This window comes from Anaeromassilibacillus sp. SJQ-1 (genome assembly GCF_046693725.1).
GTDB lineage: Bacteria > Bacillota > Clostridia > Oscillospirales > Acutalibacteraceae > Anaeromassilibacillus.
The window spans coordinates 50,001-73,468 of the sequence record NZ_JBKEIV010000010.1; the positions used below are offsets into that span (position 1 = coordinate 50,001).

The window sequence follows — 23,468 nt, forward strand, 5'->3', positions numbered from 1 at the left end:
GAGTCTGGGCCGTGTCTCAGTCCCAATGTGGCCGTTCAACCTCTCAGTCCGGCTACCGATCGTCGCCTTGGTGGGCCTTTATCTCACCAACTAGCTAATCGGACGCGAGTCCATCTTTCAGCGGATTGCTCCTTTGGTCGCTGTACCATGCGATACTACGATCTCATGCGGTATTAGCATTCTTTTCAGAATGTTATTCCCCTCTGAAAGGCAGGTTACTCACGCGTTACTCACCCGTCCGCCACTAAGTTAAAAGAGCAAGCTCTCTTAACTCCGTTCGACTTGCATGTGTTAGGCACGCCGCCAGCGTTCGTCCTGAGCCAGGATCAAACTCTCTAAAACTTGTATTTAATCGCTCCGTAGAGCGTTTAAATCATCTTAGAGTTTTGAATAGCTCTTTTCGATACACTAACGTGTATTCCAGTTTCTCGAGTCTGGATTCTCGTTTCGTCCGAAAGTTCCGTTCCCATCCTCTCAGATGGTCCCGTCTCTCTCAAAGTCATTACGGGTCCTTTCATTTCGTAACGTTGTTTAATTTTCAAGGTCCTTCGCCTCATCGATCAAGCTCAGAGGTGATGTTTAACATCATATCACACTCGCTTTGTGGTGTCAAGTGTTTTTTCTGTCTCTCTCGACGGCTTCACTATAATATCACACTCATTCTACAATGTCAACGCTTTTTTTACATTTATTTTATGTCTGTCCCTTTCTACCAATTATATTGCAGTTTCTCTGTCAATTTGGTATACTTAAGACTAGTATACACTGTTATGCATTGATTATACTACAAAATCTAAAAAGAATCGAGCGAATCGTATGCCTATTAAAATACAAGCTGAACTTCCTGCTATAAAGGTGTTAGAGGGGGAAAACATCTTCGTAATGACACATGAACGAGCCAGAAATGCAGGATATTCGCCCATTAAAGATTGTCATACTTAATCTGATGCCGATTAAACCCGTAACGGAAACACAACTGCTGCGTGTTTTGAGTAACACACCATTGCAGGTGGACGTTGAATTGATGCAAATGGCATCGCATGTTTCCAAGAATACCTCTGCATCGCATCTCAATACTTTTTATAAGACATTCAAGGATTTGAAGAACGAAAAATTCGATGGCATGATTATTACTGGTGCACCAGTTGAAAATATGCCTTTTGAAGAAGTAGACTACTGGCCTGAGCTCTGTGAGATAATGGAATGGAGTCAAAAGAGCGTCTATTCTACCTTACATATTTGTTGGGGAGCGCAAGCGGGACTCTATTATCATTATGGAATTCCAAAATATCAGCTCCCCCAAAAGCTAAGCGGCGTTTATTTACACCGTGTTTTAGATCCCCACCATCCATTGGTACGGGGATTTGATGACAGTTTTTATGTACCACATTCACGAAATACCGATATTCGACGGGAAGACATTGAACAACATCATGAGCTTATAATCTTATCGACTTCTAGTACGGCAGGTGTTCATCTGGTCGCCAAAAAAGATGGCCGTCAGTTTTTTGTCACCGGCCACGGCGAATATGATCGGGACACTTTAGCCAATGAATATTTCCGTGATGAGCGTAAGGGATTAAAACCTCGCGTCCCAGAAAATTATTTTCCAAACGACGATCCAACTTTACAGCCACGTTTTACTTGGCGTAGTCATGCACATCTTCTATTTGCCAATTGGCTGAATTACTACGTCTATCAGTCCACTCCCTATGATCTTTCTTCCCTGTCAAAGATCGGTTATAATGAAGCTACTCCATTTTAATATGTCAACCTTTGGATCTTAATGGATTGATTCAATCTCAAAACCGGAACCTTTATTAAAGAAAGGTTCCGGTTTTCTTCATGATTGTATCATAAAACAGAAAGTCTACCTTTGTCCGATTATAGAGCCCATACTCCCAATATGGTGGGCCGATCGGAATCTTTCAGCACGTCCACATATTTATACTATCCAGTAGCTACAGCTATTCACTGATTCGCACTCATTCATCTTCAATTAAAATCTGTATCTGATAATTCCACTGTAAGATTCCGGAAATAACAATTAACTGTATTGTAAATGTTGGTTCCAGGTGATATTGTTCTTTGGCAATTTGAATGAGTTTCGAAAGAACCTGTCCACGTGTCTGCTCTGTACAGTCCGCGCAGAGATAGGTACCCGATGGCAATATTTTTAATCCATCCATATCTGTATAGCGAATGCATACCGCGAAGAGACGAGACAGGTTCTTCTCCGTGTAAATTCCTGCTAAATCCTCAAATGCAAAAAGATCTCTTTGAGATGGCTCAATTCGATCATAAAAATGGCTTAGATAATTCCACAAATTGTTAAGTGTCGGTGCTTCTAATGAGTTCGATAACAAAATCACACGCTTGGGAAAATATCTCGTGTAAAATTCGGTTCGATTTTGTTGCCTATACAGTTTCTTTTCATAATCCGATCTGGCCAATTGGATTTTGGACTTGCTATATTGCAACTCTGCAATTTTTTCGTCAGCTGTTTTCTCCGCTTTTTTCAAAAAGTCTACAACCATTTGAAGATCATCGTATTCCAAAATACATTTAATCTCATGTAAAGAGAGGTCCATCTGCTGTAATGCTCGGATGGTATGCAAGCGGACAATATCTTCTTTTGTATAATATCGATATTTTGACGCTTCATCTCTTCTGCTTGCCTTAACAAGACCGATTCGATCATAGTGACGCAATGTCTCACTCGTCATATTGGCCATTTTTGCCGCTTCGCTGATTGAAAAAAAATTCTCCACTTTTTAACTTCCTTCTTGACCTTTGTGTTACACAAAGGTTTATACTGTACTCGCACGAAGAGAAACGCATATCAAATCTACTTTCTTAATCGTAAACATGGAGCGGAGGAATATCATCATGATTGAACTTTCTGGTGTAACAAAACAATACGGACAGACGGCGGTACTAAAAGACGTCTCTCTGACCATTGACGAACCAGGGATTTATTGCCTACTTGGTCGAAACGGCGCTGGCAAGACCACCTTACTCAAGTCAATTGCAGGTTACCAAAATATCTCTTATGGTGAGATTCGCGTGAACAATCAACTGATTACGACCGCAACACTGGATACAGGCGTAAGTTATATCGAAAATTTTGCAAAGCATTTCCACCTCCCCGTGAAAAAATTGCTTCATATTGCGGGAGAGGTAAACCCCAATTACGACTTTGCATTTGCTACAGAGATGATGGAGCGCTTCGAGCTAGATGGCAAGAAAAAGTTTCACCATCTGTCCCTTGGTATGAAAGCCATGGTTTCCACAATCATCTGCCTGGCAAGTAATAAAAATGTCATTCTTTTAGATGAACCCGTGCTGGGATTTGACGCAATCATGCGGGTAGAGTTCTATAATATGCTGTCCGAAAGCTTCCAAAAACATCCCCGCATCATCCTTGTGTCCACCCACATTATCGAAGAAATTACAAAAACGATTCAAAAATTAATCATCCTTGATAAAGGGCGTATCCGCTTTTTTGACACCCTACAAGCCGTCGAAAAACAAGCATACAGCATTAGCGGATTGAAAAGCGATGTCGAAGCCGCCACTAAAAACTTAAACGTGATCGGTCAAGATTCGGTTGGCGGGCTTGTAACCAGCTATATCTTTGACACACCCCCAAAACAAATAGCGTCCTTAGAGATTCATCCTTTAACTTTACAAGATTTCTTCATTCAGATGGTCGGTCATAGAGGAGGTATTCAGAAATGAACGCAACATTTGCAGTTGTAAAACGGGAACTTGCAAGCAATAAAATGAGCTTCATCCTTACAGCCCTTGTCGTGCTTTGCGCGACAACTTCAGGCGACTCTGCAATCGCCTTAAGCAATGGAAACTATACTTGGTTGTTGGCCGCTATGTCCCCTTTCTTTTTCGTCTTTTATGTCTACCCCAAACTCATGTATTTGGGGACAAGTAAAAAAGATTTCTATGCCGGAAGTCTGGTTTGCTATGGATTCCTTGCCCTTCTCGTCTCTCTAGCCAATACTACAATCCACCTTATATTCGACCCACTAAATCATACACAAACCGTGATGAATCTGATGGATATATGTGGCTGGATGGAAAATGGCGTTTTTATAGCTTTCCTCCAGCAGGGAATATTTCTCTTTCTCACCATGACTTTTCTTCATGTACTTCTATCGATGCAGTCCCACTGGTATGGCTGGTTGACGGACGGCATATTGGTAGCAATGATCTGTATTTTTACGCCAATTACACCTCTTCGCCAGCTCTTGGCCGGATTCTTTCAAATAATCATGCTGAATAGCAATGCTTTTCTACACATAGGAGTTTGTGCTCTGCTCAGTACAGGCCTATCGATCATCGGCCTGGTCGTTTTAAAAAGAAAAACACTTTAATACAAGAGGTTCCCATGAAAAAACTGTTTTCTTTTGCATGCATGTTGTTACTTGGATCAGCAATCTTAACTGGATGCTCTTCTACGGATGAAGATTTTTCTGCGGAAAGCTATGTGATAAACCATACACAGGTGCAAGAAATCGAACTGGAAGTCCAAGACCGAAAGATCGAAGTAATCCCTTCTGAGGATGACCAAATACGAATAGATTACTATGAGAGCCCTAAGGAAGCCTATAACATCTCTACTGCAGACTCTGGCACATTGACCATGACATCTGTATCCAACAAGAATTGGACGGATTATATTGGAGGTAGCGCTCCCATAGACAAACGCACCATTACTTTGTATGTTCCCGATTCGCTTGTCTCCTCCTTAACCCTGGACACTACCAATGAAAATATCTCTGTTGCCCCTTTAACTGTGACAAAGGACGTCACTCTTACTACAAATGGCGGAGACATCTTATTGGATGGATTGAGCATCGGCCATACCACGGCTATACAGACAAAAAACGGGAATATCAACGGTACCATAATCGGAAGCTACGACGACTATACCATATCCTGCGAAATCAAAAAAGGCGAAAGCAATCTACCCTCTCAGAAAGATGGAGGGAAAAAAGTTTTAAGCGTCTCTAATAATAACGGGGATATTCATATTGAGTTTGTGAAGGAATAACCCCTTCTCGCTCTCGTTGATACTCTTATCAAAAAATGCAGTGGAATGATCATTAGCCCCTGATTGGCCCTTCGTCTCTTATCCTATCAGACATATCTTTTCGGTAATGTATCGTGTATTCTAAAACCCAAGGGATTAAAAAAGAAACGGTTACAAAAGGCTCTTTATTGATATTGCAAAACGGTACGCTCGATTACTGTGGTATGGACTGTAATCAGGCGTACCGTTTTGTTTTCCCCACAGCTTTGGTTAAAGGGATATTGGGACGGAATCAGTATACTCTATTCAAACGAAATTCCATTCAAAAAGTGAATAAGTCTCTACTCAATGCCAATCCCCAACATTTCCGTCGCTTTTTTCAGCTCTGTGCGGATGGAAATATGCTGTGGACACACCTCTTCACATTTTCCACAATGGATACATGCATTCGCCTTGTTCTTCCCATGGCCCCCCACCAGCCATGCCTCCTGATGAGCTGCTGCTGCCTGATCTCGATAAAGGGTTAGATAATTCATCGCTGTAAAGGTTCCAGAAATTCCTATATTATTGGGGCAGACTTTTGCACAATAGTTGCAGGATGTACAGGGAATTAACGAAATATGACTAAGCGCTTCCTGAGCTGCTCTGAGCGTTTTCTGTTCTGCTGCTGTAAGGCCTGTAAAATTCTTCATATAAGATAGGTTGTCCTGCATTTGTTCTACATTGCTCATACCGGAAAGAACCGTAATCACTCCCTCCAGATCGGCTGCAAACCGGATTGCCCAAGAAGCAAAGGACTGATCTGGCTCTGCGCCCTTGAGAATTCTCTGAACAGGTACGGGCGGATTCGCCAACATACCTCCCTTAACCGGCTCCATGATAATCACTGGCTTATCATGTTTTCTTGCCACTTCATAGCATCGACGGGATTGCACAGCTGGATATTCCCAGTCTGCATAGTTAATTTGCAGTTGAACAAACTCCATTTCCGGATGCTTTGTCAGCAATTCATCCAACTCTTCCGGTGTGGAGTGGAAAGAAAAACCGGCATGTTTGATGAGACCTTCCTTCTTCTTTTCTTGTACAAAGCTCCACATGTCAAAATCATCAAAAAAGTGCGTCCGCCCCTCTCCCAGGTTATGAAGCAGATAAAAATCAAAATATCCTGCCCCTGTCTGCTTAAGAGAAACATCAAACTGAGCGATTGCCTCTTCCCGCGTTTTGCAGTTGATCCAAGCGGCATTTTTAGTTGCGAGCTGGAAGGATTCCCGCGGATAACGCTCGACTAGCGCCTGACGAATCGCATCTTCACTGCCCGCATAGGCCCAAGCCGTATCGAAGTATGTAAAACCTGCCTCCAGAAATAGGTCAACCATTGTTTTTGTTTGCTCTATGTCGATACGTCCAGCTTTCTGAGGTAAACGCATCAAACCAAATCCCAATTTTTTGATTTCTTCCCCTAGATAAGACATAGGAATTCCTCCTTAGATGATTCCAATCCATTCGTCCATACAAATACAGTGAATCCCTCTTTGTCTATACAACTTCCATATTCTTTCTATGTTGATTTGATTTCATCCTGTCTTGCTACATTTTTAAGCCTTTGACCCAAGCCGAAATTTCTTCCGTATTTGCTCTACTGCTGAATCGTTTTCCCGGCAACCAGCGGGCCATTGGACAAGTTTGTTTCAGGATATGGTCCGTCTCTCCCATTCCGCTGCCACCTGAAGTGGCAAATGGGACCACAGTTTTCTCTGAAAAATCATAGCTTTCCAGAAAAGTATGTATGATGCGCGGCGCTTCATACCACCAGATAGGGAATCCAATAAAAATGACATCGTACGAGGTCATATCCTCCACGCGATTTTTAATGACCGGCCGAGCGGTTTTATCGTTCATTTCCACACTGCTGCGGCTTGCTTGATTATTCCAATTCAGATCAGCAGATGAATAGGGTACTCCTGGCTGAATTTCATATCAATCCCCTTTTACAGTATCGGCTAAGGTCTTTGCCAAACGGGCTGTCTCACCACTAGCTGAAAAAAACGCGACTAATACATTGCTCATTTTGATTCCCCCATTTCATGTTTATTTGTCATAGTTGTTTAAAGACTTCTTCTGCATGCAGTATAGCGTATTTAAAATATATTTTCAACATTTTTTAGAATTCAAAATAGGCGATATTTCATTGTTGGCTGAAGCCACAAGAACCGCCCGCACCCATACGAATTCCTTTTGAATTGACAAGCGTATATGATAGAGGTTATTCTTATTCTATTATTATACATATGGAATCTTACTAAATAGAGAGACTTTAGGAGGTATCAAATGACTGTTCTATTGAAAGATGGAAGAACTGCTGAATTGCGCCAAGCAATTCCCTCCGATGCAAAGGATATCATCGAATATCTCAATTGCATTGGCGGAGAAAGTGAGTTTCTGACCTTTGGTAAAGATGGATTTCCAATATCCATCGTTGAAGAGGAAAAATATATTGAACACTTTCAGGCCCCTAACCAGAGTTTATGGATTGTTCGAGTCGATGGAGAATTAGCTGCTATGGGCGACCTTACCGCACAAAATGCACCGCGCATATCACACACAAGCGAACTCTCGATCTCTGTGCGAAAAAAGGATTGGGGTTCAGGCATCGCTCAGATCTTAATGGAACAACTTATACAGTTTGCGCGGGATTCTAAACAGATCCAAGTCATCGGCTTAACGGTCCATGCAGAGAACGAACGCGCCATTCGTCTGTATCGGCGGTACGGATTTCAAGAAGTAGGTTGCTATCCCCGCTTTTTTCACTACGATGATGGTCGTTTTGCTGATGCAAAATGGATGAACCTTTATTTATGAAAACCATCTTCAGAAAATCTTAATATGTTCTTTTTGGTTTCTTAAGAAGTTGAAACGTGAATTGTAAAACAAAGATCGCTGCTGTTCGGTAGAATAAAACCTGAACGGCAACGATCTTTTATTTTGTCACAAAAACAACGAGCCTCTATAGCGTATGGCCTTACAAAAAGGTAGTTCCCGTTTTCATGTCTTTCAGGAAGGAGAAAATGAAAATGAATCGAAATCAAACGATAGAAGAGAATCCCTCTAACCAGTTTCCGGATTCCTTTGGGCAGTTTCATTCACATACACCCTCACAGAACCTTTCCGGCAGTCGAGCCACCATTGCCCTTCTATTCGGTGGATGTTCTACCGAATATCATGTCTCTCTACAATCCGCTTACTCTGTATTCTTGCAGATCGACACTTCACGTTATTCCGTGTTTCTGATCGGCCTCCATCCCCAAACCGGCCAATGGTATTGGTATCGGGGCAATCCGGAGCGCATTCTACACGGCGAATGGTGTGTCGAGGAATTTTGTGTACCGGTATTTCCAACCACAGATCGTTCCATCCACGGAGTTCAATATGTGAAAGACCATTCTGTACGCTCAATCTCATTTGACGCTGCCCTTCCCATTCTTCATGGAAAAAACGGAGAAGATGGAACGGTCCAGGGCCTTTTGGAACTGGCCGGAATTCCAATCATCGGATGTGACCTTCTGAGCTCCGCGCTCTGTATGAATAAGGAGCTGGCCCACCGTTTGATTGCAGCAGAAGGGATTGCGACTCCTAAGTCCATCTTAATCCAGCCTGCCTTTGATAAAGAACAGTTGATGCATGATATACAAACGCTCGGTTATCCCATCTTTGTAAAACCAGTGCGATCCGGTTCCTCTTTCGGAATCACAAAAGTATTGACTGAACAGGAGCTACTTCCCGCCATCGAGCGCGCTTTTGTTCACGACTCCCATGTTCTTTTGGAGGAAACGATTCCCGGCTTCGAAGTGGGATGCGCCATCCTGGGGACAAATCCACTGACCATTGGGGCTGTCGATGAAATCGAACTATCGCAGGGATTCTTCGATTATACTGAAAAATACACCCTAGAAACCGCAAAAATCCATGTTCCTGCCCGTATTTCAGACAAAAAAGCAAAAGAAATTCAAGAGACAGCCAAACAAATCTATACGATTTTGGGTTGCAAAGGATTTGCACGAGTTGACCTGTTCCTGACTCCGGAGGGGAAAATCGTGTTTAATGAGGTCAATACCATCCCCGGATTCACTCCACACAGCCGGTATCCCAACATGTTAAAAGCTGCCGGGTGGACATTTTCCGAAGTAATCCACCAGTTGTTGAAAATGGGGGAATGCATATGAGATCCATTCTTATACAATATGAGGATAGCTTCCGTGGAGATTTGCTCCTAGTCACCCCCAATCATCCACTGCCACACGTTACTGATATACAAGGCTTGGTTCCGGCAATCCCCGGTCAGTCCAAAATTCTTTTACAAGCTAAGGCTGCTGAATCCCTGCAACAAGTGTTTCGCCATTTGCACTGTGACACGCAATTTGCCGCTGTCAGTGGGTATCGTACACAGGACGAACAGCAACACATCTGGGAGGATGCAATTGCAGAGAAAGGGCTCCCTTTTGCAAGACAATTTGTTGCTATTCCCGGCCACAGCGAGCATCAAACAGGTCTAGCCATCGATCTAGCCGAACAAAAATCGGAAATTGACTTTATTTGTCCAGATTTCCCGCGAACCGGCATATTCCAGCAGTTTCGAGAAATAGCCCCACGCTATGGGTGGATTGAACGATACTTGCGAGGAAAAGAGAGCGTTACAGGTATTGCCGAAGAGCCTTGGCATTTTCGATATGTTGGAGTGCCACACGCTGAGATTCTCTCGAAAAAGGGATGGTCTTGGAGGAATACATCCGTTTTTTGAAAGAAACGACCAACCCCCAGCATCCCTTTCATGTATGTATTCATGGGATCACTTACTCTCTATTTTACCTGCCGTTGGAACGTGAAGAAGCCAAGCAGATCGAGCTCTCGGAGGAAATAAACGATTCGGTCTCTGGTACAAACGAGGGCGGCATCGTCTTAATGCTCTGGGGGCCAGCTTATGCAGAATAAAAATTATGCTGGGATCGACTATTTTCGCATCCTTGCCGCATGGATGGTCGTTGCCATCCATATCGCCCCCTTTGCTGTTTGGAACCCTACTCTGGATGTTCTCCTCACCTACAGCCTTTTCCGAATAGCCGTTCCTTTCTTTTTGATGACCACTGGCTTTTTTGTCCTAGGCCCTTATATACAAAGTGGCTTGCGCAAAACAAACCGTTTTTCTTCATATCTTAAGCACAATCTATGGCTCTATCTTACCGCCACCATTCTTTATTTGCCAATTAGCTGGTATGCCGGAAATCTCCCTCACAATGTTAAAGAATTCCTAAAGGCCCTATGCTTCGACGGAACCTTTTATCATCTTTGGTACTTTCCTGCGGCCATAATTGGATGTTGGATCGTCGTCCTTCTGGTACGAATCTCCATGCGTGCGGCCTGCATCTATAGTGTGGCTGCCTATATAGTCGGATTAGCGGGCGATAGCTACTACGGTTTGATTTCATCCGTCCCTTTTCTTAAGGAATTCTATGATGTTCTTTTTTCCTTTAGCAGCTATACCCGGAATGGGTTCTTTTTTACGCCCATCTTTCTGTTTCTCGGTTTGGCGATCGCTACTCCGCAAAACCGCTGTTCCAAATTTGCATGCAAGTGGGGACTGGCTATTTTTGTCCCTATCTTGTTATTGGAAGGGTTTTGGACCGATTTCCTGCATTTACAGCGCCACAACAGCATGTACCTCTCTTTGCCGCTGGTCATGTACTTCCTGTTTCAAATGCTATTGCAAGTGCGGGGACAAGCTCCATATTATCTCCGGAAAACGTCCACCCTTTTGTATTTGGTTCATCCTGCCGTGATCGTCCTCGTCCGTGGACTTGCCAAATTTACAGGCCTTACTCAAATATTTGTCGATAATTCTATGATCCTTTACGGAAGCGTCTGCTTCCTCTCAACGGCGTGCAGTGCTGGAATTCTATTTTATCTGGGAAGGAGAAACGTAAAATGTGCCAAACGGGAAGGGCCTGGATCGAGTTAAGCCGGGCAAATTTATCTCACAATGTCCGTGAACTGCAGGGAATCCTTCCTGGCCATACGAAAATCATGGCTGTCGTAAAAGCAAATGCCTATGGGCACGGGGCAGTTTTGATTGGAAAAGCCCTACAAGATTTGGGCATTTCCGATTTTTGTGTCGCCACTGTTCAGGAGGGTATTGCACTTCGCCAATCTGGAATAACCGGACAAATCCTCGTCCTTGGATATACCCATCCTTCCCTATTTGCAGAGCTTTCTCACTACAATCTGGTTCAAACCGTCATAGATCACACGTATGCGCAGATCCTGAGTGCGTATGGAAAAACACTTTCTGTCCATGTCGGCATCGATACCGGAATGCGGCGGTTGGGAGAACGCAGCGATGCGTTGGATGATATTCTTTCGATTTGGAAGCTTCCACATCTCAAGATTACCGGCCTGTTTTCCCATTTCTGTGTATCCGATGGGAGTACACCGGAGGACCGGCTCTTTACTTTAACACAGCTCGAACGCTTTCAAACGGTGGCAAAAGCACTGCGCCAAAAAGGGTTCCCGCCCTTCAAAACACATATCCAAGGCAGCTACGGAGTACTGAACTACCCCACGCTGTCCTTTGACTACGCGCGGATTGGCATCGCACTCTATGGGGCTTTAAGCCACCCTAACGACCGCATCCAGGTACATCCTCGCTTAAAACCAGTTTTAACCCTTAAAGCAAGGGTTTCATGCGTAAAAATACTCTATGCGGGTGAGACACTCGGTTATGGGCGAACGTTTTCCTGTTCCACCGACCGCAAAATCGCTATCATATCCATCGGCTATGCAGACGGAGTTCCGCGCAATAGCCTACAGCAACGGTATGTGCTGATTCATGGGAAAAAAGCTCCCATCATTGGGCGTATCTGTATGGATCAACTCTCGGTGGATGTATCCGCGATCCCGTCCGTTTCTCCCGGCGATGAAGCCGTGCTGATCGGCCATTCCGGTGGGCAACAGATTACCGTTTGTGAAGTTGCCGGCCAGGTCGGGACTATCTCCAACGAAATCCTGAGTCGATTGGGAAATCGTTTGGACCGCTTCGAAAGGGAATAAACCAAAAAATGGTGGCACGCTTTGGCGTGTCACCATTTTTCTTGATATTTCACTACTTCTACGCTGTAAGACCCAAATAAAATCCTGTCTTTTTCGAATGCTTCTTATTTAAACCAGCTTTCGTCGAAGCTCCTGTAGAATCACTTTCTCCCTTCTGGATACTTGCACCTGTGTCATACCAAGGGCCTGCGCAGTCTCGGTCTGGGTACGATGCTTGTAGTAGCGAAAATAGATAATATTCTGGTCCCTTTGCGGCAGCTCTTTTACCACTTGTTTTAGGGAAAGAAGCTCTGCAATCTTCTCATCCTCCCCATCAATGCTGACATCGATTTGTCCGCCACCCTCTTCCTCAGATGCAGTCAAAGAAAGTGGCATCTGCGCTGCTCCAAGCGCCTGTGCAGCTTCCGCCGGTTCCACTCCCAGAAGTTTGGCAAGTTCCCCAACGGTTGGAGATCTCCCTTCCTTGTCCGCAAAATCGGCGGCCTTTCGGGAAGCGCGAATCGACAGCTCCTTGAGGGAACGTCCCACTTTAACTGCTCCTCCGTCACGAAACAGGCGGCGCATCTCTCCCAAAATCACCGGAACAGCATAGGTGGAAAATTTGAGTCCGCGGCTTTCATCAAAGTGATCGACCGCCTTTACCAATCCTAAGCATCCCGCTTGAAAGAGGTCGTCGTATTCAATCCCGCGCCCCTTGAATCGCTTGGCGCAGGCATGTACTAAGCCGATATTCTCCTGTACCTGTTGATCCCTATCCATTCTTCATCACACGCCGCGCAAGGTTTTTTTGCATCGTGACGGTGGTGCCATGCCCTGGTTTTGAAGTCACACGAAGCTTGTCCATAAAACTTTCCATGACTGCAAAACCCAATCCTGCGCGTTCTTCCCCCGCCGTTGTGAAGAGGGGTTGCATGGCCTGCTCCACGTCCTCAATGCCACATCCCTTGTCGCGAATTTTAATCTGTAAAGTTCCTCGGTCGTCATATTTGGCATTTATGTAAATCATACCGATCGTATCCCGGTAGGCATGTACAATACAATTTGTCACTGCCTCTGAGACGGCCGTCTTAATATCGCTCAACTCATCGATGGTCGGGTCCAACTGTGCAGCAAAAGCTGCCACCACAGCCCGCCCAAATGCTTCATTATTGGAGCTGCTGGGGAATGAAATGCGCATCTCATTCTTCGCCTTCAACTTCCTTCACCTCCTTTACAATGGTACAGAGATCCCGCAGGCCTGATAGGGATACGATTTTTTCCAGTTTTGGCGGTAAATTGGCAATTGTCACGCCGCCACCCCAAGTCTGAATAAGTTTATAGCGCCCCATAATCAACCCGATTCCAGAGCTGTCCATAAACTGCACGCCGGAAAAATCCAGTTTTAATTGTTTTGGCTGTGTTCGCATCGCCGTTTCATCGATCTCCTCCCGCAATTCTCTCGCAACATGGTGGTCGATCTCTCCGCTGAGCAAAGCCGTAAGACATCCATCCTTTAAAATCAGCCTGACACCCATTCGACTGCCTCCTATGTAATCGATATTCAAAACAATAGCCATCATAAAGGCTGTCCATTTTTTTCCGCTATATGTAAGCTTTAGGAAATTTTTTTAACTAGCCCAAACAAAAAGCCTCTGCCATCTCATAAAAAGAACCCTTTATCTATAAAGATAAAGGGTTCTCACTAAAATTTTACTCGAATTCTGCGGACAAGCCGACTTTTTCCCGCATGTGCCTCAATAAAAGCGGCCGTATCTCTCCCGCAAGGAACAAAGAACCGCAAATAACCAACGCGCCACCTGGCTGTACAAAAGAGAACGCCCTCTTCAAGCCCTCTTCTCTGTTTTTTGCCGGGATTGCTCTGGTACCCCGTACACGCCATATTTCTGCCAGTTCTTCGGCCGGCATAGCCCGCGGATTGTCCGGCGTAATGGTCACAATCTGCCTGAACAGGCCATCCAAATTTTGGACCGCTGTCGGGACGTCCTTATCCGCTAACATTCCAATCAATCCCACCAAGGGACGTCCCTTCAGATATAAATGCAGCGCTTTTGCAAGGACACGCGTTCCATCTGGATTGTGTGCACCATCTAAAAGCACAAGCGGATGGTCGCCCAATCGTTCCAAGCGGGCAGGAAAACGCACAGAAGCGAATCCTTCCATAACCGCCTGTTCTGAGATAGAATATCCCTGTTCTTGCAATACCGACAAGGCGGTCAATGCCGTAGCCGCATTTTTGATCTGATGCTCTCCCAAAAGCGGCAAATGTAAGGCCAGTCCCCCATAGAGGAAATCGGTTCCTTGTAGATTGCTGGATATAACCGATACCACAGAAGAGGATACCTCCAAAAGCCGGTTATGCTGCCTGGCCGCCGTGCGTCGGAACACCTCCAGCACACCGGGCATTTGATCTCCATAGGCAACGGTCACCCCATACGGTTTGATGATCCCCGCCTTTTCTGCGGCAATCTGTTCCACAGTGTTTCCCAGTATACGGGTGTGATCCAAGGATATAGAGGTAAGTACCGACACAAGTGGGGTTCCAATGACATTTGTAGCATCCATCCGGCCGCCCAATCCAACTTCCAAAACGACAAAATCACACCGCTGGCGGGCAAACCACAAAAAGCCCAATGCGGTTGTAAAGTCAAACTCCGTAAGCGCTTCCCCGCTTTCCTCCAAACGGTGGGCAACCGGAAGGGTTTCCTCCACCAACGATGTGAGGGCTTCCCGCGGAATCAGCTGAGCATCCACCTGAATTCGTTCACAAAAGTCGCTGATGAAAGGCGAAGTAAACAGTCCCGTGCGATACCCTGCCTGCTTTAGTACCGAAGCCAGGATTGCACAAGTGGAGCCCTTCCCATTTGTCCCAGCTACGTGAATGTATTTCAGCCCCTCTTGTGGATTTCCCAAATCATTCAGAAATGTTCGGACCCGTTCCACTCCAGGGGAGCCGCCAAAGCGTGGAAAGGAATGAATCGCTGCTAGAGCTTGTTCATATGTCATAAAATCACCTGCCTTCTGGAAATACAAAAATTCAGAAAATATTCACCGGATTTTCCTTCGATTTATCCGGTTCAATATGGTATACTTATACTGGAAAAGTTATTATTATCAGACTTACAGGGGGATTTTCGCCTTTTTTCTGCAAATATTTTCATTTTTATATACAGAAAGGAGGCTGTTCATGGCCTATTACATGATTGCTGGCGCCGCCATTTTATTGCTGTGCATCGGCTTTAGCAAGCTACTGTATCGCTTTGGAGTACCGTCCCTTTTAATTTTCATCGTCCTCGGCATGCTCGCAGGTTCGGATGGAATCGGCGGAATTTATTTCGACGATTACGCCCTTGCACAGACACTCTCCTCTGTTGCACTGACCTTCATCATGTTTTTCGGCGGGTTCAGTACCAATTGGAAGGCTGCCAAGCCGGTGGCCGCCCCCGCTATACTACTTTCCTCCGTTGGTACTACTCTGACCGCTCTGTTAACCGGCCTCTTTTGCCGGTTTGTCTTGCAATTTCCCCTATTGGAAAGCCTACTGCTTGGCTCCATTGTTGCCTCAACGGATGCCGCTTCCGTCTTTTCCATTCTGCGTTCGCGCAAACTTAACTTAAAAGGTGGAATGGCCTCCCTATTGGAAATTGAAAGCGGCAGCAACGATCCGTTTGCCTTTATGCTGACCATTATTTTATTGACCATGATGTCTGGGAAAGGGGACAATCATTTCGCTCTTCTTTTATTCCAACAGCTCGGCTTTGGCCTCCTTATCGGCGGCCTGTTGGGGGTAGGCGCAGTCTATTTCCTCCGTCATGTCCGCTTTGAAGTGGAGGCCTTTTATTCCCTCTTCGTCACAGCCGTTGCTATCCTCTGCTATGCGCTCTGCGACGTCATCGGAGGCAACAGTTTCTTATGTGTCTACATAGCTGGTATCCTGCTCGGCAATAGCAAGATTCCTTATAAACGCAGCTTAGTCCACTTCTTCGACGGTATCTCCTGGCTGATGCAAATATTACTTTTCTTTGCCCTTGGATTGCTCTCTTTTCCTTCGCGTCTTCCGGCGGTGGCCTGGCAAAGCATCTTCATCTCTCTATTCATGATCTTTGTGGCACGCCCTGCTGCAGTGTTTGCCATTTTGAGTTGGTTTAAGATTCCCGTACGTCAACAAATATTGGTTTCCTGGGTTGGTATTCGAGGCGCTGCCTCGATTGTTTTCGCCATCTATGCAGTGACGGATTGCGCAATGTTACAGACAGATGTCTTTCATATCGTATTTTTTTTGGTACTCTTCTCTGTTCTCGTTCAGGGAACCCTCATGCCAACAGTCGCCAAAAAACTGGATTTAGTTGAAAAGGAGACCTCCATCCTAAGGACATTCAATGATTATCAAGAAAAAAATGATATGGAACTCTCTGAAATGCGGCTTACCCAAGAACATCCGTGGTGCGGATGTGCCTTATCGGACATCGATCTTCCCGAAAGTGTGCTGGTCGTCCTGATTCAACGGAATAAAAAGTCCCTTGTACCACGCGGCTCGACTTCTTTGAAGGCCGGTGACATTCTTGTTTTAAGCGGAGCCGATCAAGAAACCCTGCGCGCAATATTGCCCGCCGAATCGTCTACTATCAAATAAAAGAAAGACTGTAGAGAAAGGCATACTTCCGGTTCTGGAAGTATGCCTTTTATTTGCTACCAACTCTTAATGGGATAATGCCTCCATACTGGACTCAATTAAAGCGATATGCTCTTTCAGCTTTGCAGCATTTTGGCGGACACCTTCTACAACATTTTCCGGCGCCTTGGACAGGAACTTCTCATTGCTCAGCTTCTGTTGCGTCGTCGCATACTGCTTTTGCGCAGACTCCAGCTCCTTGGCCAAACGTGCAAGTTCGGCCTTTTTGTCCACCAATTCATCCATTGGGATATACGTCTTAGCGCCGCTGGTGACAATATTTACAGCGCCTTCAATTTCAAATGCGTCCCCCACTTCCACACCATTGGCAAAGGCCAATCGCTCAATAATCGGGGCGCCCTCCTGGAACACCTGAGCAGCCGCAGTGGCAATATATAGGTGCGTCTTACGCGACGGCGGAACATTCATCTCCGAACGGCGGTTGCGCACGGCACGAATAACATCCATGATATTCTGCATATCGGAGGCTGACTGTGGATCGCAATGTGCCTGCTCAAAGCTTGGCCATTTTGAAACCATAATGGACTCGCCCTCGTGAGGCAGGGACTGCCAGATTTCCTCGGTAATATATGGCATAAACGGATGTAACAATTGAAGCGTACCTGTCATCACCCAAACCAATACCTGACGGGCTGCCTGCGCGGTCGTTTCATCGCTGGACTGCAAACGGATCTTTGCAATCTCAATGTACCAGTCGCACAGCTCATCCCAAAGGAAGTCATACAGTTTTTGAACCGCAATACCGATTTCAAAGTGTTCCAGATTGTCTGTAACCTCTTTAACCACCTGGTTAAACTGATGAACAATCCACTTATCTTCCAGAGCCAATTTCTCGGGCAACTGATTGGGAACATCGTGGCCATCGATATTCATCAGAATGAAACGGGAAGCATTCCAGATCTTATTGGCAAAATTGCGGCTAGCTTCCACCTTCTCCTGTGAAAAACGCAGATCGTTTCCGGGGCTATTGCCGGTCACCAATGTAAAGCGCAGTGCATCCGCACCATATTGTGCAATGACCTCCAAAGGATCAATTCCATTGCCAAGGGATTTACTCATCTTGCGGCCCTGTGCATCACGGATCAAGCCATGGATAAAGACCGTCTTAAAGGGCGGTTCCCCCATATGCTCCATGCCGGAGAAAATCATACGGGCTACCCAGAAAAAGATAATGTCATAACCGGTGACCAAGGTGTCAGTGGGATAGAAATACTTGAGATCCTCAGTCTGGTCCGGCCAACCGAGCGTCGAGAATGGCCACAGAGCAGAAGAGAACCAGGTATCCAATGTATCTTCATCCTGATGCAGCTTTGTAGAACCACACTTGGGGCAGGCATGCGGTGTATCCATTGCGACAACCGTCTCCCCGCAGTCCTCACAGTACCAGGCCGGGATTCGATGTCCCCACCACAACTGGCGGGAAATACACCAATCCTTAATATTGTCCATCCAATTGAAGTAGATTTTTTCCATGCGTTCCGGAATAAAGCGCACATGGCCGTCCCGGACACAATCGATTGCCGGTTTTGCCAACGGTTCCATTTTCACAAACCACTGCTTGGAAACACGCGGCTCTACCACGGTATGGCAGCGATAGCAGGTGCCAACATTGTGCTTAATGGGTTCCACGCGAACAAGGAAGCCCTGTTCGTCGAGCTCCTTGACGATCTGCTTGCGCGCCTCTAGGCCGGACATACCTGCAAATTTTCCGCCGTTTTCGTTGATGCTGCCATCTTCGTTCATCACATTGATGATCTCTAAATGGTGGCGCAGACCGACCTCAAAGTCGTTCGGATCATGAGCCGGCGTAATCTTGACGACACCCGTTCCAAAATCCTGCTCAACATACGTGTCCGCCACAACCGGAATTTCCCGGCCGACAAGTGGAAGCACCAACATTTTTCCAACGATATTCTTATAGCGCTCATCCTCCGGATGAACTGCTACAGCGGTATCCCCCAGCATCGTCTCCGGGCGGGTAGTGGCCAGCTCCAGATAACCGCTTCCATCCTTAAACGGATAGCGGATATGCCAGAAATTACCGTCGTGCTCGCTGAACTCCACTTCTGCGTCGGAAATCGAGGTCTTACAATGCGGACACCAGTTGATAATCCGTTCCCCGCGATAAATCAGTCCCTTATTGTACAGCCGCACAAACACTTCTCGCACGGCTTTATTGCAACCTTCATCCATCGTAAAGCGCTCACGGTCCCAGTCGCAGGAAGAACCGAGTTTTTTGAGCTGCTCAACAATACGGCCGCCGTACTTCTCTTTCCAAGCCCACGCGCGCTCCAAAAATTGTTCGCGTCCCAGGTCCTCCTTCGAAAGCCCTTCTTGACGCATCGCCTCAACAATCTTCGCCTCCGTTGCAATGGAAGCGTGATCCGTGCCAGGAAGCCACAGAGCCGAATACCCCTGCATCCTTCTCCAACGAATCAGAATATCCTGAAGGGTTTCATCCATCGCATGCCCCATATGGAGTTGGCCTGTAATATTGGGCGGCGGAATCACGATGGTGTATGGTTTTTTCTCCGGATCGACCGTTGCATGGAAGTAACCGCCATTCAGCCAGAAGTCATAAATTCGATCTTCCACTTCCTGCGGATCGTAGGTTTTTGCCAATTCCCTGCTCATGCATTTTCCCCCTAATCAACACAATCGCCGCAAGCGCTGGAGCAAAGAGCGCAGCGGCGTTTTTTTACGAAATTCTGCAAAGAAATGTATTTTATAGTATGCCATTCACGCCCCTTTTTGTCAATGGGCGCAGGCAGGATCAAACCGGCAACGCTACAGCAGAACCTGACTGTGCGCTACTATCAATCACAGCGGCCATACAAATGCATAATGGCGCATACTTCTCTTGCGCAATGTCAAGCGCAAAGCACTCGCCATTTGATTCCCAGCAACGTCCATGCGACATCACCAACGCATCCGATACATCTACGATGTCAAAGGAACGCAACACCAAGTCTCCCCGCAATCTCCATGAAATTCCTCGAATCCGGAACGGCATTTTGATAGACGCCAAGTTTTGCAAGATGCGCGCACGTTCCTTATCGGCAATTACTATGGTATAGCGGGAAATCCCCGCCAATCCCATGTGCGTGATACGCGCCACTTCTCTATGATTTGTATCGCACAAAAAAATTTTTCCACCCAGGGTTTGCGCGTCCCCCGTCAAACGGTAACACATGCGGCCGCAGGCATCGTAGACCGTAAAAAGGCCCGCATTTGCCTCCGTATCCTGCTTGAGATACAAATTCAAATTGCAGCCTCCTCTCGAGTCGCGCCTTTCCATTTTCTTAGGATAGTATTGTACCATTTTTACGCTTTTATCGCAACCGAAAATGTCCTCATCCTCAGAAAAACGTAAAAAAGCCGGGGATGTCGGTCCCCGGCTCCTTATGTTCCTTATGCTGTCACATTGGTCAAATTAGGCAACAGCCCCTTTGCGGGCAAGTGCGCAATGTGATCGGTTGAAAACGCAATATTGGTCGAATGATCGGCAATACGCTCCAGATTCATCAGCATATCGTTATATATCGCACCAGATTGCGGCGTACATGTACCGTTTGTGAGACGCTGAATGTGGTTTTCCTTGAGACGGTCGGTCTCGTCGTCAATGGTCTGCTCAATCCGATTGACTTGATCCGCCAAATCTTTATTCCGGCCGCCGTCTTCAAAGAGGCGCACCGAATCATCCAGAATGGTGACGACCAATTCCTGCATATGTTGCAGTTCTTTGACCGCCGTTTCGCTCAAAGAGGCCTTTTTATCAATAATAATCTGCGCCATTTCCCCGATATTTGTACTGTGGTCCCCGATTCTCTCAAAGTCGCTTACCACATGGAACAGCGCCCCAATCACCTCATGGTCCGGGTCCTGTAGCTCCAAACCGTTGATCTGTACCAAGTATTCTGTGATCTTCTGATTTAAGAAGTTTAAGACCTTTTCGTTTTCTGCTACCTCTTCCAGCTTTTGGGGGTCCTTATGGAAGAGGGCCTCCATACTATTTAAGAAATTCTCGCGCGCCAACGCCCCCATGCGTTCCACTTCCTTGAGGACCTGCACCACCGCGATCGGAGGTGTATTGAGAATTCTCTGGTCAAGATACTTCAAGCGAAGCGCTTCGCGCTGGCGATCCTCTCCTGGAATAATTCTGCACGCAAGCTTCACCAGATAACCGCTCAGCGGCAGCAAAATAGCCGTCGTCACAATATTAAAGAAAATATGAACAATCGAAATCTGCATCATCACATTGTCCGGAGAGATGCTTTTTACAAGATCCGTAAACGGTGTTACCAATGTGATAATCGTAAACATAGTTGCACCGAGCACATTGAACAACAAGTGTACCGTCGCCGTACGTTTTGCCGTCTTGGTCGTCCCTGCACATGCCATCATTGCCGTCACACAGGTTCCGATGTTCTGGCCATAGATGACGAAAATCGCAGAGTCCAAACCAATCGCTCCCGATGCCGCCAGCGCTTGCAAAACGCCAACAGAAGCAGAAGAGCTCTGAATCAGCGCTGTGAACACAAGGCCAATCAGCAAGCCCAGGAAGGGGTTCTTCATTTGGATGAACAAATTACGGAAAAATTCCGATTCGCTCAACGGCTCCATCGCCGTGCTCATCACGGTCATCCCATAGAACAAAATGCCAAATCCGCAGATGATTTGCCCAACATGCTTATGGTTGTTCTTTTTACAGAACATCATCATCACGACGCCCAAGAAAATCGCAATTGGCGCCAAGCTATTGAGCTTGATTGCGATCATAAATCCTGTCACCGTCGTTCCGATATTCGCGCCCATAATTACACCGACCGCCTGTGCCAAGCTCATCAAGCCGGCGTTGACAAAACCAACCACCATGACAGTGGTCGCGGAGGAGCTTTGAATCACCGCTGTGACTGCTAGGCCAATCAATGCCCCCATATACTTGTTGGTGGTCAACCGTTCGATCATGGTTTTGAGCCTGGACCCGGCCGCCAATTCCAATCCATCGCCCATAAGTTTCATACCATACAGAAAGAGTCCGAGTCCGCAAAGCAACATCATGAAATTCTCAATTGTCATCTGAGCAACCTGCCAATCATTAAAATTTAGTTACTAATTTTTGTTGGCTATTCGTTAAAGCCAGATTAACTTTATGTAAAAATGATAATACATTCTCAAGCTATATTTATGTCGAATTAGAAAAAATAACCTCTAAATTGGAAAAAAATTCATCGTATCTAATTAACTCATAAAAAATGAGTATTTTTATGAACACGGCGTCTGTACATTTTTCGACAATATGGTAAAATAGGAAGGTAAATTCTTGGTGATGATTTTGTATTCCTAAAATTACAACACGATGAGATCGATCTAATAATTGAGGAGTCTTTTATGAAACAGCACCGTCCAATCAAACCAGCCAACTGGATTCCAGCCATTCTTCTTTTTCTTTCCATTTTTCTACTGCTTTTGGCACAAAACCTGCCCGCATTTGCAGAGTGGTATGCTACCGGTCCTTACCGTGTGCTTTCCCATTGGGGAAACCTTCTTACCTCTCTGGCTTACTTTTCCGTGGGAGAAATGCTGGTTCTTACCGCGTTTCTATCCATAATCGGTTGCGTGGTTTTCTTTGTATGGGTCTTCCTCAAGAAACGTGAAATGTGGTGTAAGCTTCTCCTCCGGTTTTCCCGTGGCCTGCTGAGTATCATCAGCCTTTTGCTTTTTCTGTTCACTCTCTTTTGTGGTATCAACTATAGTCGGTATACCTTTTCACAAACTTCTGGACTCCACCTAACCCCTTCTTCTGAGGAGGAATTGCAGCAACTCTGTCAATCCCTCGCTGAAGAAGTAACCCTTCTGCGCGAACAGGTAAATACCGACTCAGATGGCATCATGTCTTTGGACGCTACCTTCTCAGATATAACTGGGTACGCTCGTTCCGCCATGCAGAAAGCCGCTTCCGACTACCCGCTGCTCGATGGGACCTATCTGGGGCCTAAACCGGTTCTTTTTTCCCGCGCTCTTTCCCATTGCAATATCACTGGCATCTTTTTTCCATTTACGTTGGAAGCAAATGTAAATACCGACATCCCGGACTACTCTCTTCCCTCCACTATGTGCCATGAACTGGCACATCTGAGTGGTTTTATGCGGGAAGACGAGGCGAACTTTATTGCGTATCTCGCCTGTGAGCGCAGCGAGCGAATAGAATTTCAATATTCCGGAAAAATGTTGGCGTATATCTATACGTCAAATGCTCTGTATGCTGAAAATCCCCAAGCAGCGCAGAAGATCTCCGCTTCTTTGGGAGAAGGCGTGGCGCTTGACCTGAGCGCCAACACTGCCTATTGGGATCAATTTGAAACCCCTATGGCCGAAGTCGCACAACAGGTAAACAATGCCTACTTAAAAGCCAACCGGCAATACGACGGCGTCAAAAGCTATGGCCGGGTAGTAGATCTTCTTCTTGCTGAATGGCGGGAGGAACAAACAGCAACTAATGATTCTTGAGTAATGACAAAAAACAACCGGGGTTCTCCATGGCCATCCTGCCATCGAGCACACCCGGTTGCTTTATTTTACAATCATTTTTTCCTGCTACAATTCCTCCACAAACGATCATTGTAAAAA

Annotated in this window: 20 protein-coding genes, 1 rRNA gene and 2 pseudogenes (1 of these 23 only partly in view); 12 read left to right on the plus strand and 11 right to left on the minus strand. The window is 46.0% G+C overall.

The genetic code is table 11. The features are described 5' to 3' along the window. Positions 1-342, minus strand: a 16S ribosomal RNA gene (locus ACGCCZ_RS03215) (it extends 1,173 nt beyond the left edge of the window). A gap of 474 nt (positions 343-816) precedes the next feature. Here ACGCCZ_RS03215 and metA point away from each other — a divergent pair. After that, a pseudogene (metA, locus tag ACGCCZ_RS03220) lies at positions 817-1,765 on the plus strand (homoserine O-acetyltransferase MetA). A gap of 220 nt (positions 1,766-1,985) precedes the next feature. Here metA and ACGCCZ_RS03225 read toward each other — a convergent pair. Then, on the minus strand, positions 1,986-2,771 hold the full coding sequence (locus tag ACGCCZ_RS03225) for a MerR family transcriptional regulator (protein WP_411655280.1): 786 nt from the start codon (positions 2,769-2,771) through the stop codon (positions 1,986-1,988). A gap of 118 nt (positions 2,772-2,889) precedes the next feature. On the opposite strand from ACGCCZ_RS03225, the gene ACGCCZ_RS03230 reads away from it, so the two are divergent. From ACGCCZ_RS03230 to ACGCCZ_RS03240, 3 genes are read left to right on the plus strand one after another with little or no spacing between them, the layout of a single operon-like run. Beyond that, complete coding sequence (locus ACGCCZ_RS03230; RefSeq protein ID WP_411655281.1) at positions 2,890-3,741, plus strand: ATP-binding cassette domain-containing protein; 852 nt, start codon at positions 2,890-2,892, stop codon at positions 3,739-3,741. After that, positions 3,738-4,391 carry a hypothetical protein gene (locus ACGCCZ_RS03235; protein WP_411655282.1) on the plus strand — a complete coding sequence of 218 codons (654 nt, stop codon included), beginning with the start codon at positions 3,738-3,740 and terminating at the stop codon, positions 4,389-4,391. The genes ACGCCZ_RS03230 and ACGCCZ_RS03235 overlap by 4 nt, the downstream gene beginning before the upstream one ends. Before the next feature lie 41 nt (positions 4,392-4,432). Then, entirely contained in the window at positions 4,433-5,071 is a 639-nt protein-coding gene (locus tag ACGCCZ_RS03240) for a DUF4097 family beta strand repeat-containing protein (protein ID WP_411655283.1), read from the plus strand. 320 nt (positions 5,072-5,391) lie between these two features. Here ACGCCZ_RS03240 and ACGCCZ_RS03245 read toward each other — a convergent pair whose 3' ends face one another. Together ACGCCZ_RS03245 and ACGCCZ_RS03250 are read right to left on the minus strand one after the other, a co-directional pair. After that, positions 5,392-6,522: an aldo/keto reductase gene (locus ACGCCZ_RS03245; protein WP_411655284.1), complete on the minus strand. Its 1,131-nt coding sequence runs from the start codon at positions 6,520-6,522 to the stop codon at positions 5,392-5,394. A 115-nt stretch (positions 6,523-6,637) separates the two neighbouring features. Then, positions 6,638-7,117: pseudogene (locus ACGCCZ_RS03250) on the minus strand (flavodoxin). A 261-nt stretch (positions 7,118-7,378) separates the two neighbouring features. Between ACGCCZ_RS03250 and ACGCCZ_RS03255 the strand changes: the two are divergent. From ACGCCZ_RS03255 to vanT, 6 genes are all read left to right on the plus strand, one after another. After that, positions 7,379-7,909, plus strand: a complete 531-nt coding sequence (locus ACGCCZ_RS03255; RefSeq protein ID WP_054323604.1) for a GNAT family N-acetyltransferase — start codon at positions 7,379-7,381, stop codon at positions 7,907-7,909. Positions 7,910-8,121: 212 nt separating this feature from the next. Then, positions 8,122-9,270 (plus strand): D-alanine--D-serine ligase VanG, encoded by a 1,149-nt coding sequence (vanG, locus tag ACGCCZ_RS03260; RefSeq protein WP_082402126.1) that lies wholly within the window; start codon positions 8,122-8,124, stop codon positions 9,268-9,270. After that, positions 9,267-9,845 (plus strand): D-alanyl-D-alanine carboxypeptidase family protein, encoded by a 579-nt coding sequence (locus ACGCCZ_RS03265; RefSeq protein ID WP_411655285.1) that lies wholly within the window; start codon positions 9,267-9,269, stop codon positions 9,843-9,845. The genes vanG and ACGCCZ_RS03265 overlap by 4 nt, the downstream gene beginning before the upstream one ends. Beyond that, complete coding sequence (locus ACGCCZ_RS03270; protein WP_054323606.1) at positions 9,842-10,036, plus strand: hypothetical protein; 195 nt, start codon at positions 9,842-9,844, stop codon at positions 10,034-10,036. The genes ACGCCZ_RS03265 and ACGCCZ_RS03270 overlap by 4 nt, the downstream gene beginning before the upstream one ends. Continuing rightward, positions 10,026-11,060, plus strand: coding sequence for an acyltransferase family protein (locus tag ACGCCZ_RS03275; RefSeq protein ID WP_054323607.1), 1,035 nt, complete (start codon positions 10,026-10,028; stop codon positions 11,058-11,060). The genes ACGCCZ_RS03270 and ACGCCZ_RS03275 overlap by 11 nt, the downstream gene beginning before the upstream one ends. Further along, positions 11,027-12,148 (plus strand): serine racemase VanT catalytic subunit, encoded by a 1,122-nt coding sequence (gene vanT, locus ACGCCZ_RS03280; RefSeq protein WP_054323608.1) that lies wholly within the window; start codon positions 11,027-11,029, stop codon positions 12,146-12,148. Before ACGCCZ_RS03275 ends, vanT begins: the two co-directional genes overlap by 34 nt. A gap of 108 nt (positions 12,149-12,256) precedes the next feature. Here the strand turns inward: vanT and ACGCCZ_RS03285 are convergent, their stop codons facing one another. The 4 genes from ACGCCZ_RS03285 to ACGCCZ_RS03300 all read right to left on the minus strand — a co-directional run bounded on the left by ACGCCZ_RS03285 (position 12,257) and on the right by ACGCCZ_RS03300 (position 15,151). Then, positions 12,257-12,907, minus strand: coding sequence for a sigma-70 family RNA polymerase sigma factor (locus tag ACGCCZ_RS03285; protein ID WP_054323609.1), 651 nt, complete (start codon positions 12,905-12,907; stop codon positions 12,257-12,259). After that, a complete protein-coding gene (gene spoIIAB, locus ACGCCZ_RS03290; protein WP_054323610.1) occupies positions 12,900-13,343 on the minus strand; it encodes an anti-sigma F factor in 444 nt (147 codons plus the stop codon). The genes ACGCCZ_RS03285 and spoIIAB overlap by 8 nt, the downstream gene beginning before the upstream one ends. Next, a complete protein-coding gene (locus ACGCCZ_RS03295; protein WP_054323611.1) occupies positions 13,327-13,662 on the minus strand; it encodes an STAS domain-containing protein in 336 nt (111 codons plus the stop codon). The genes spoIIAB and ACGCCZ_RS03295 overlap by 17 nt, the downstream gene beginning before the upstream one ends. A gap of 175 nt (positions 13,663-13,837) precedes the next feature. After that, entirely contained in the window at positions 13,838-15,151 is a 1,314-nt protein-coding gene (locus ACGCCZ_RS03300; protein ID WP_054323612.1) for a bifunctional folylpolyglutamate synthase/dihydrofolate synthase, read from the minus strand. Positions 15,152-15,332: 181 nt separating this feature from the next. Between ACGCCZ_RS03300 and ACGCCZ_RS03305 the strand changes: the two genes are divergently transcribed. Then, the gene (locus tag ACGCCZ_RS03305; protein ID WP_411655286.1) at positions 15,333-16,778 is read left to right on the plus strand and encodes a potassium/proton antiporter; all 1,446 of its coding nucleotides are present in this window, start codon (positions 15,333-15,335) and stop codon (positions 16,776-16,778) included. A gap of 66 nt (positions 16,779-16,844) precedes the next feature. On the opposite strand, the gene ACGCCZ_RS03310 is transcribed toward ACGCCZ_RS03305, so the two are convergent. The 3 genes from ACGCCZ_RS03310 to ACGCCZ_RS03320 form a co-directional block, all read right to left on the minus strand. Beyond that, positions 16,845-19,472: a valine--tRNA ligase gene (locus ACGCCZ_RS03310; protein WP_411655287.1), complete on the minus strand. Its 2,628-nt coding sequence runs from the start codon at positions 19,470-19,472 to the stop codon at positions 16,845-16,847. A 139-nt stretch (positions 19,473-19,611) separates the two neighbouring features. Further along, the gene (locus tag ACGCCZ_RS03315) at positions 19,612-20,103 is read right to left on the minus strand and encodes a hypothetical protein (protein WP_085531997.1); all 492 of its coding nucleotides are present in this window, start codon (positions 20,101-20,103) and stop codon (positions 19,612-19,614) included. Between the two features lie 146 nt (positions 20,104-20,249). Further along, complete coding sequence (locus ACGCCZ_RS03320; protein WP_082402128.1) at positions 20,250-21,917, minus strand: Na/Pi cotransporter family protein; 1,668 nt, start codon at positions 21,915-21,917, stop codon at positions 20,250-20,252. Between the two features lie 312 nt (positions 21,918-22,229). On the opposite strand from ACGCCZ_RS03320, the gene ACGCCZ_RS03325 reads away from it, so the two are divergent. Next, positions 22,230-23,348 (plus strand): DUF3810 domain-containing protein, encoded by a 1,119-nt coding sequence (locus ACGCCZ_RS03325; RefSeq protein WP_411655288.1) that lies wholly within the window; start codon positions 22,230-22,232, stop codon positions 23,346-23,348. The last annotated feature ends 120 nt before the right edge of the window (positions 23,349-23,468 follow it).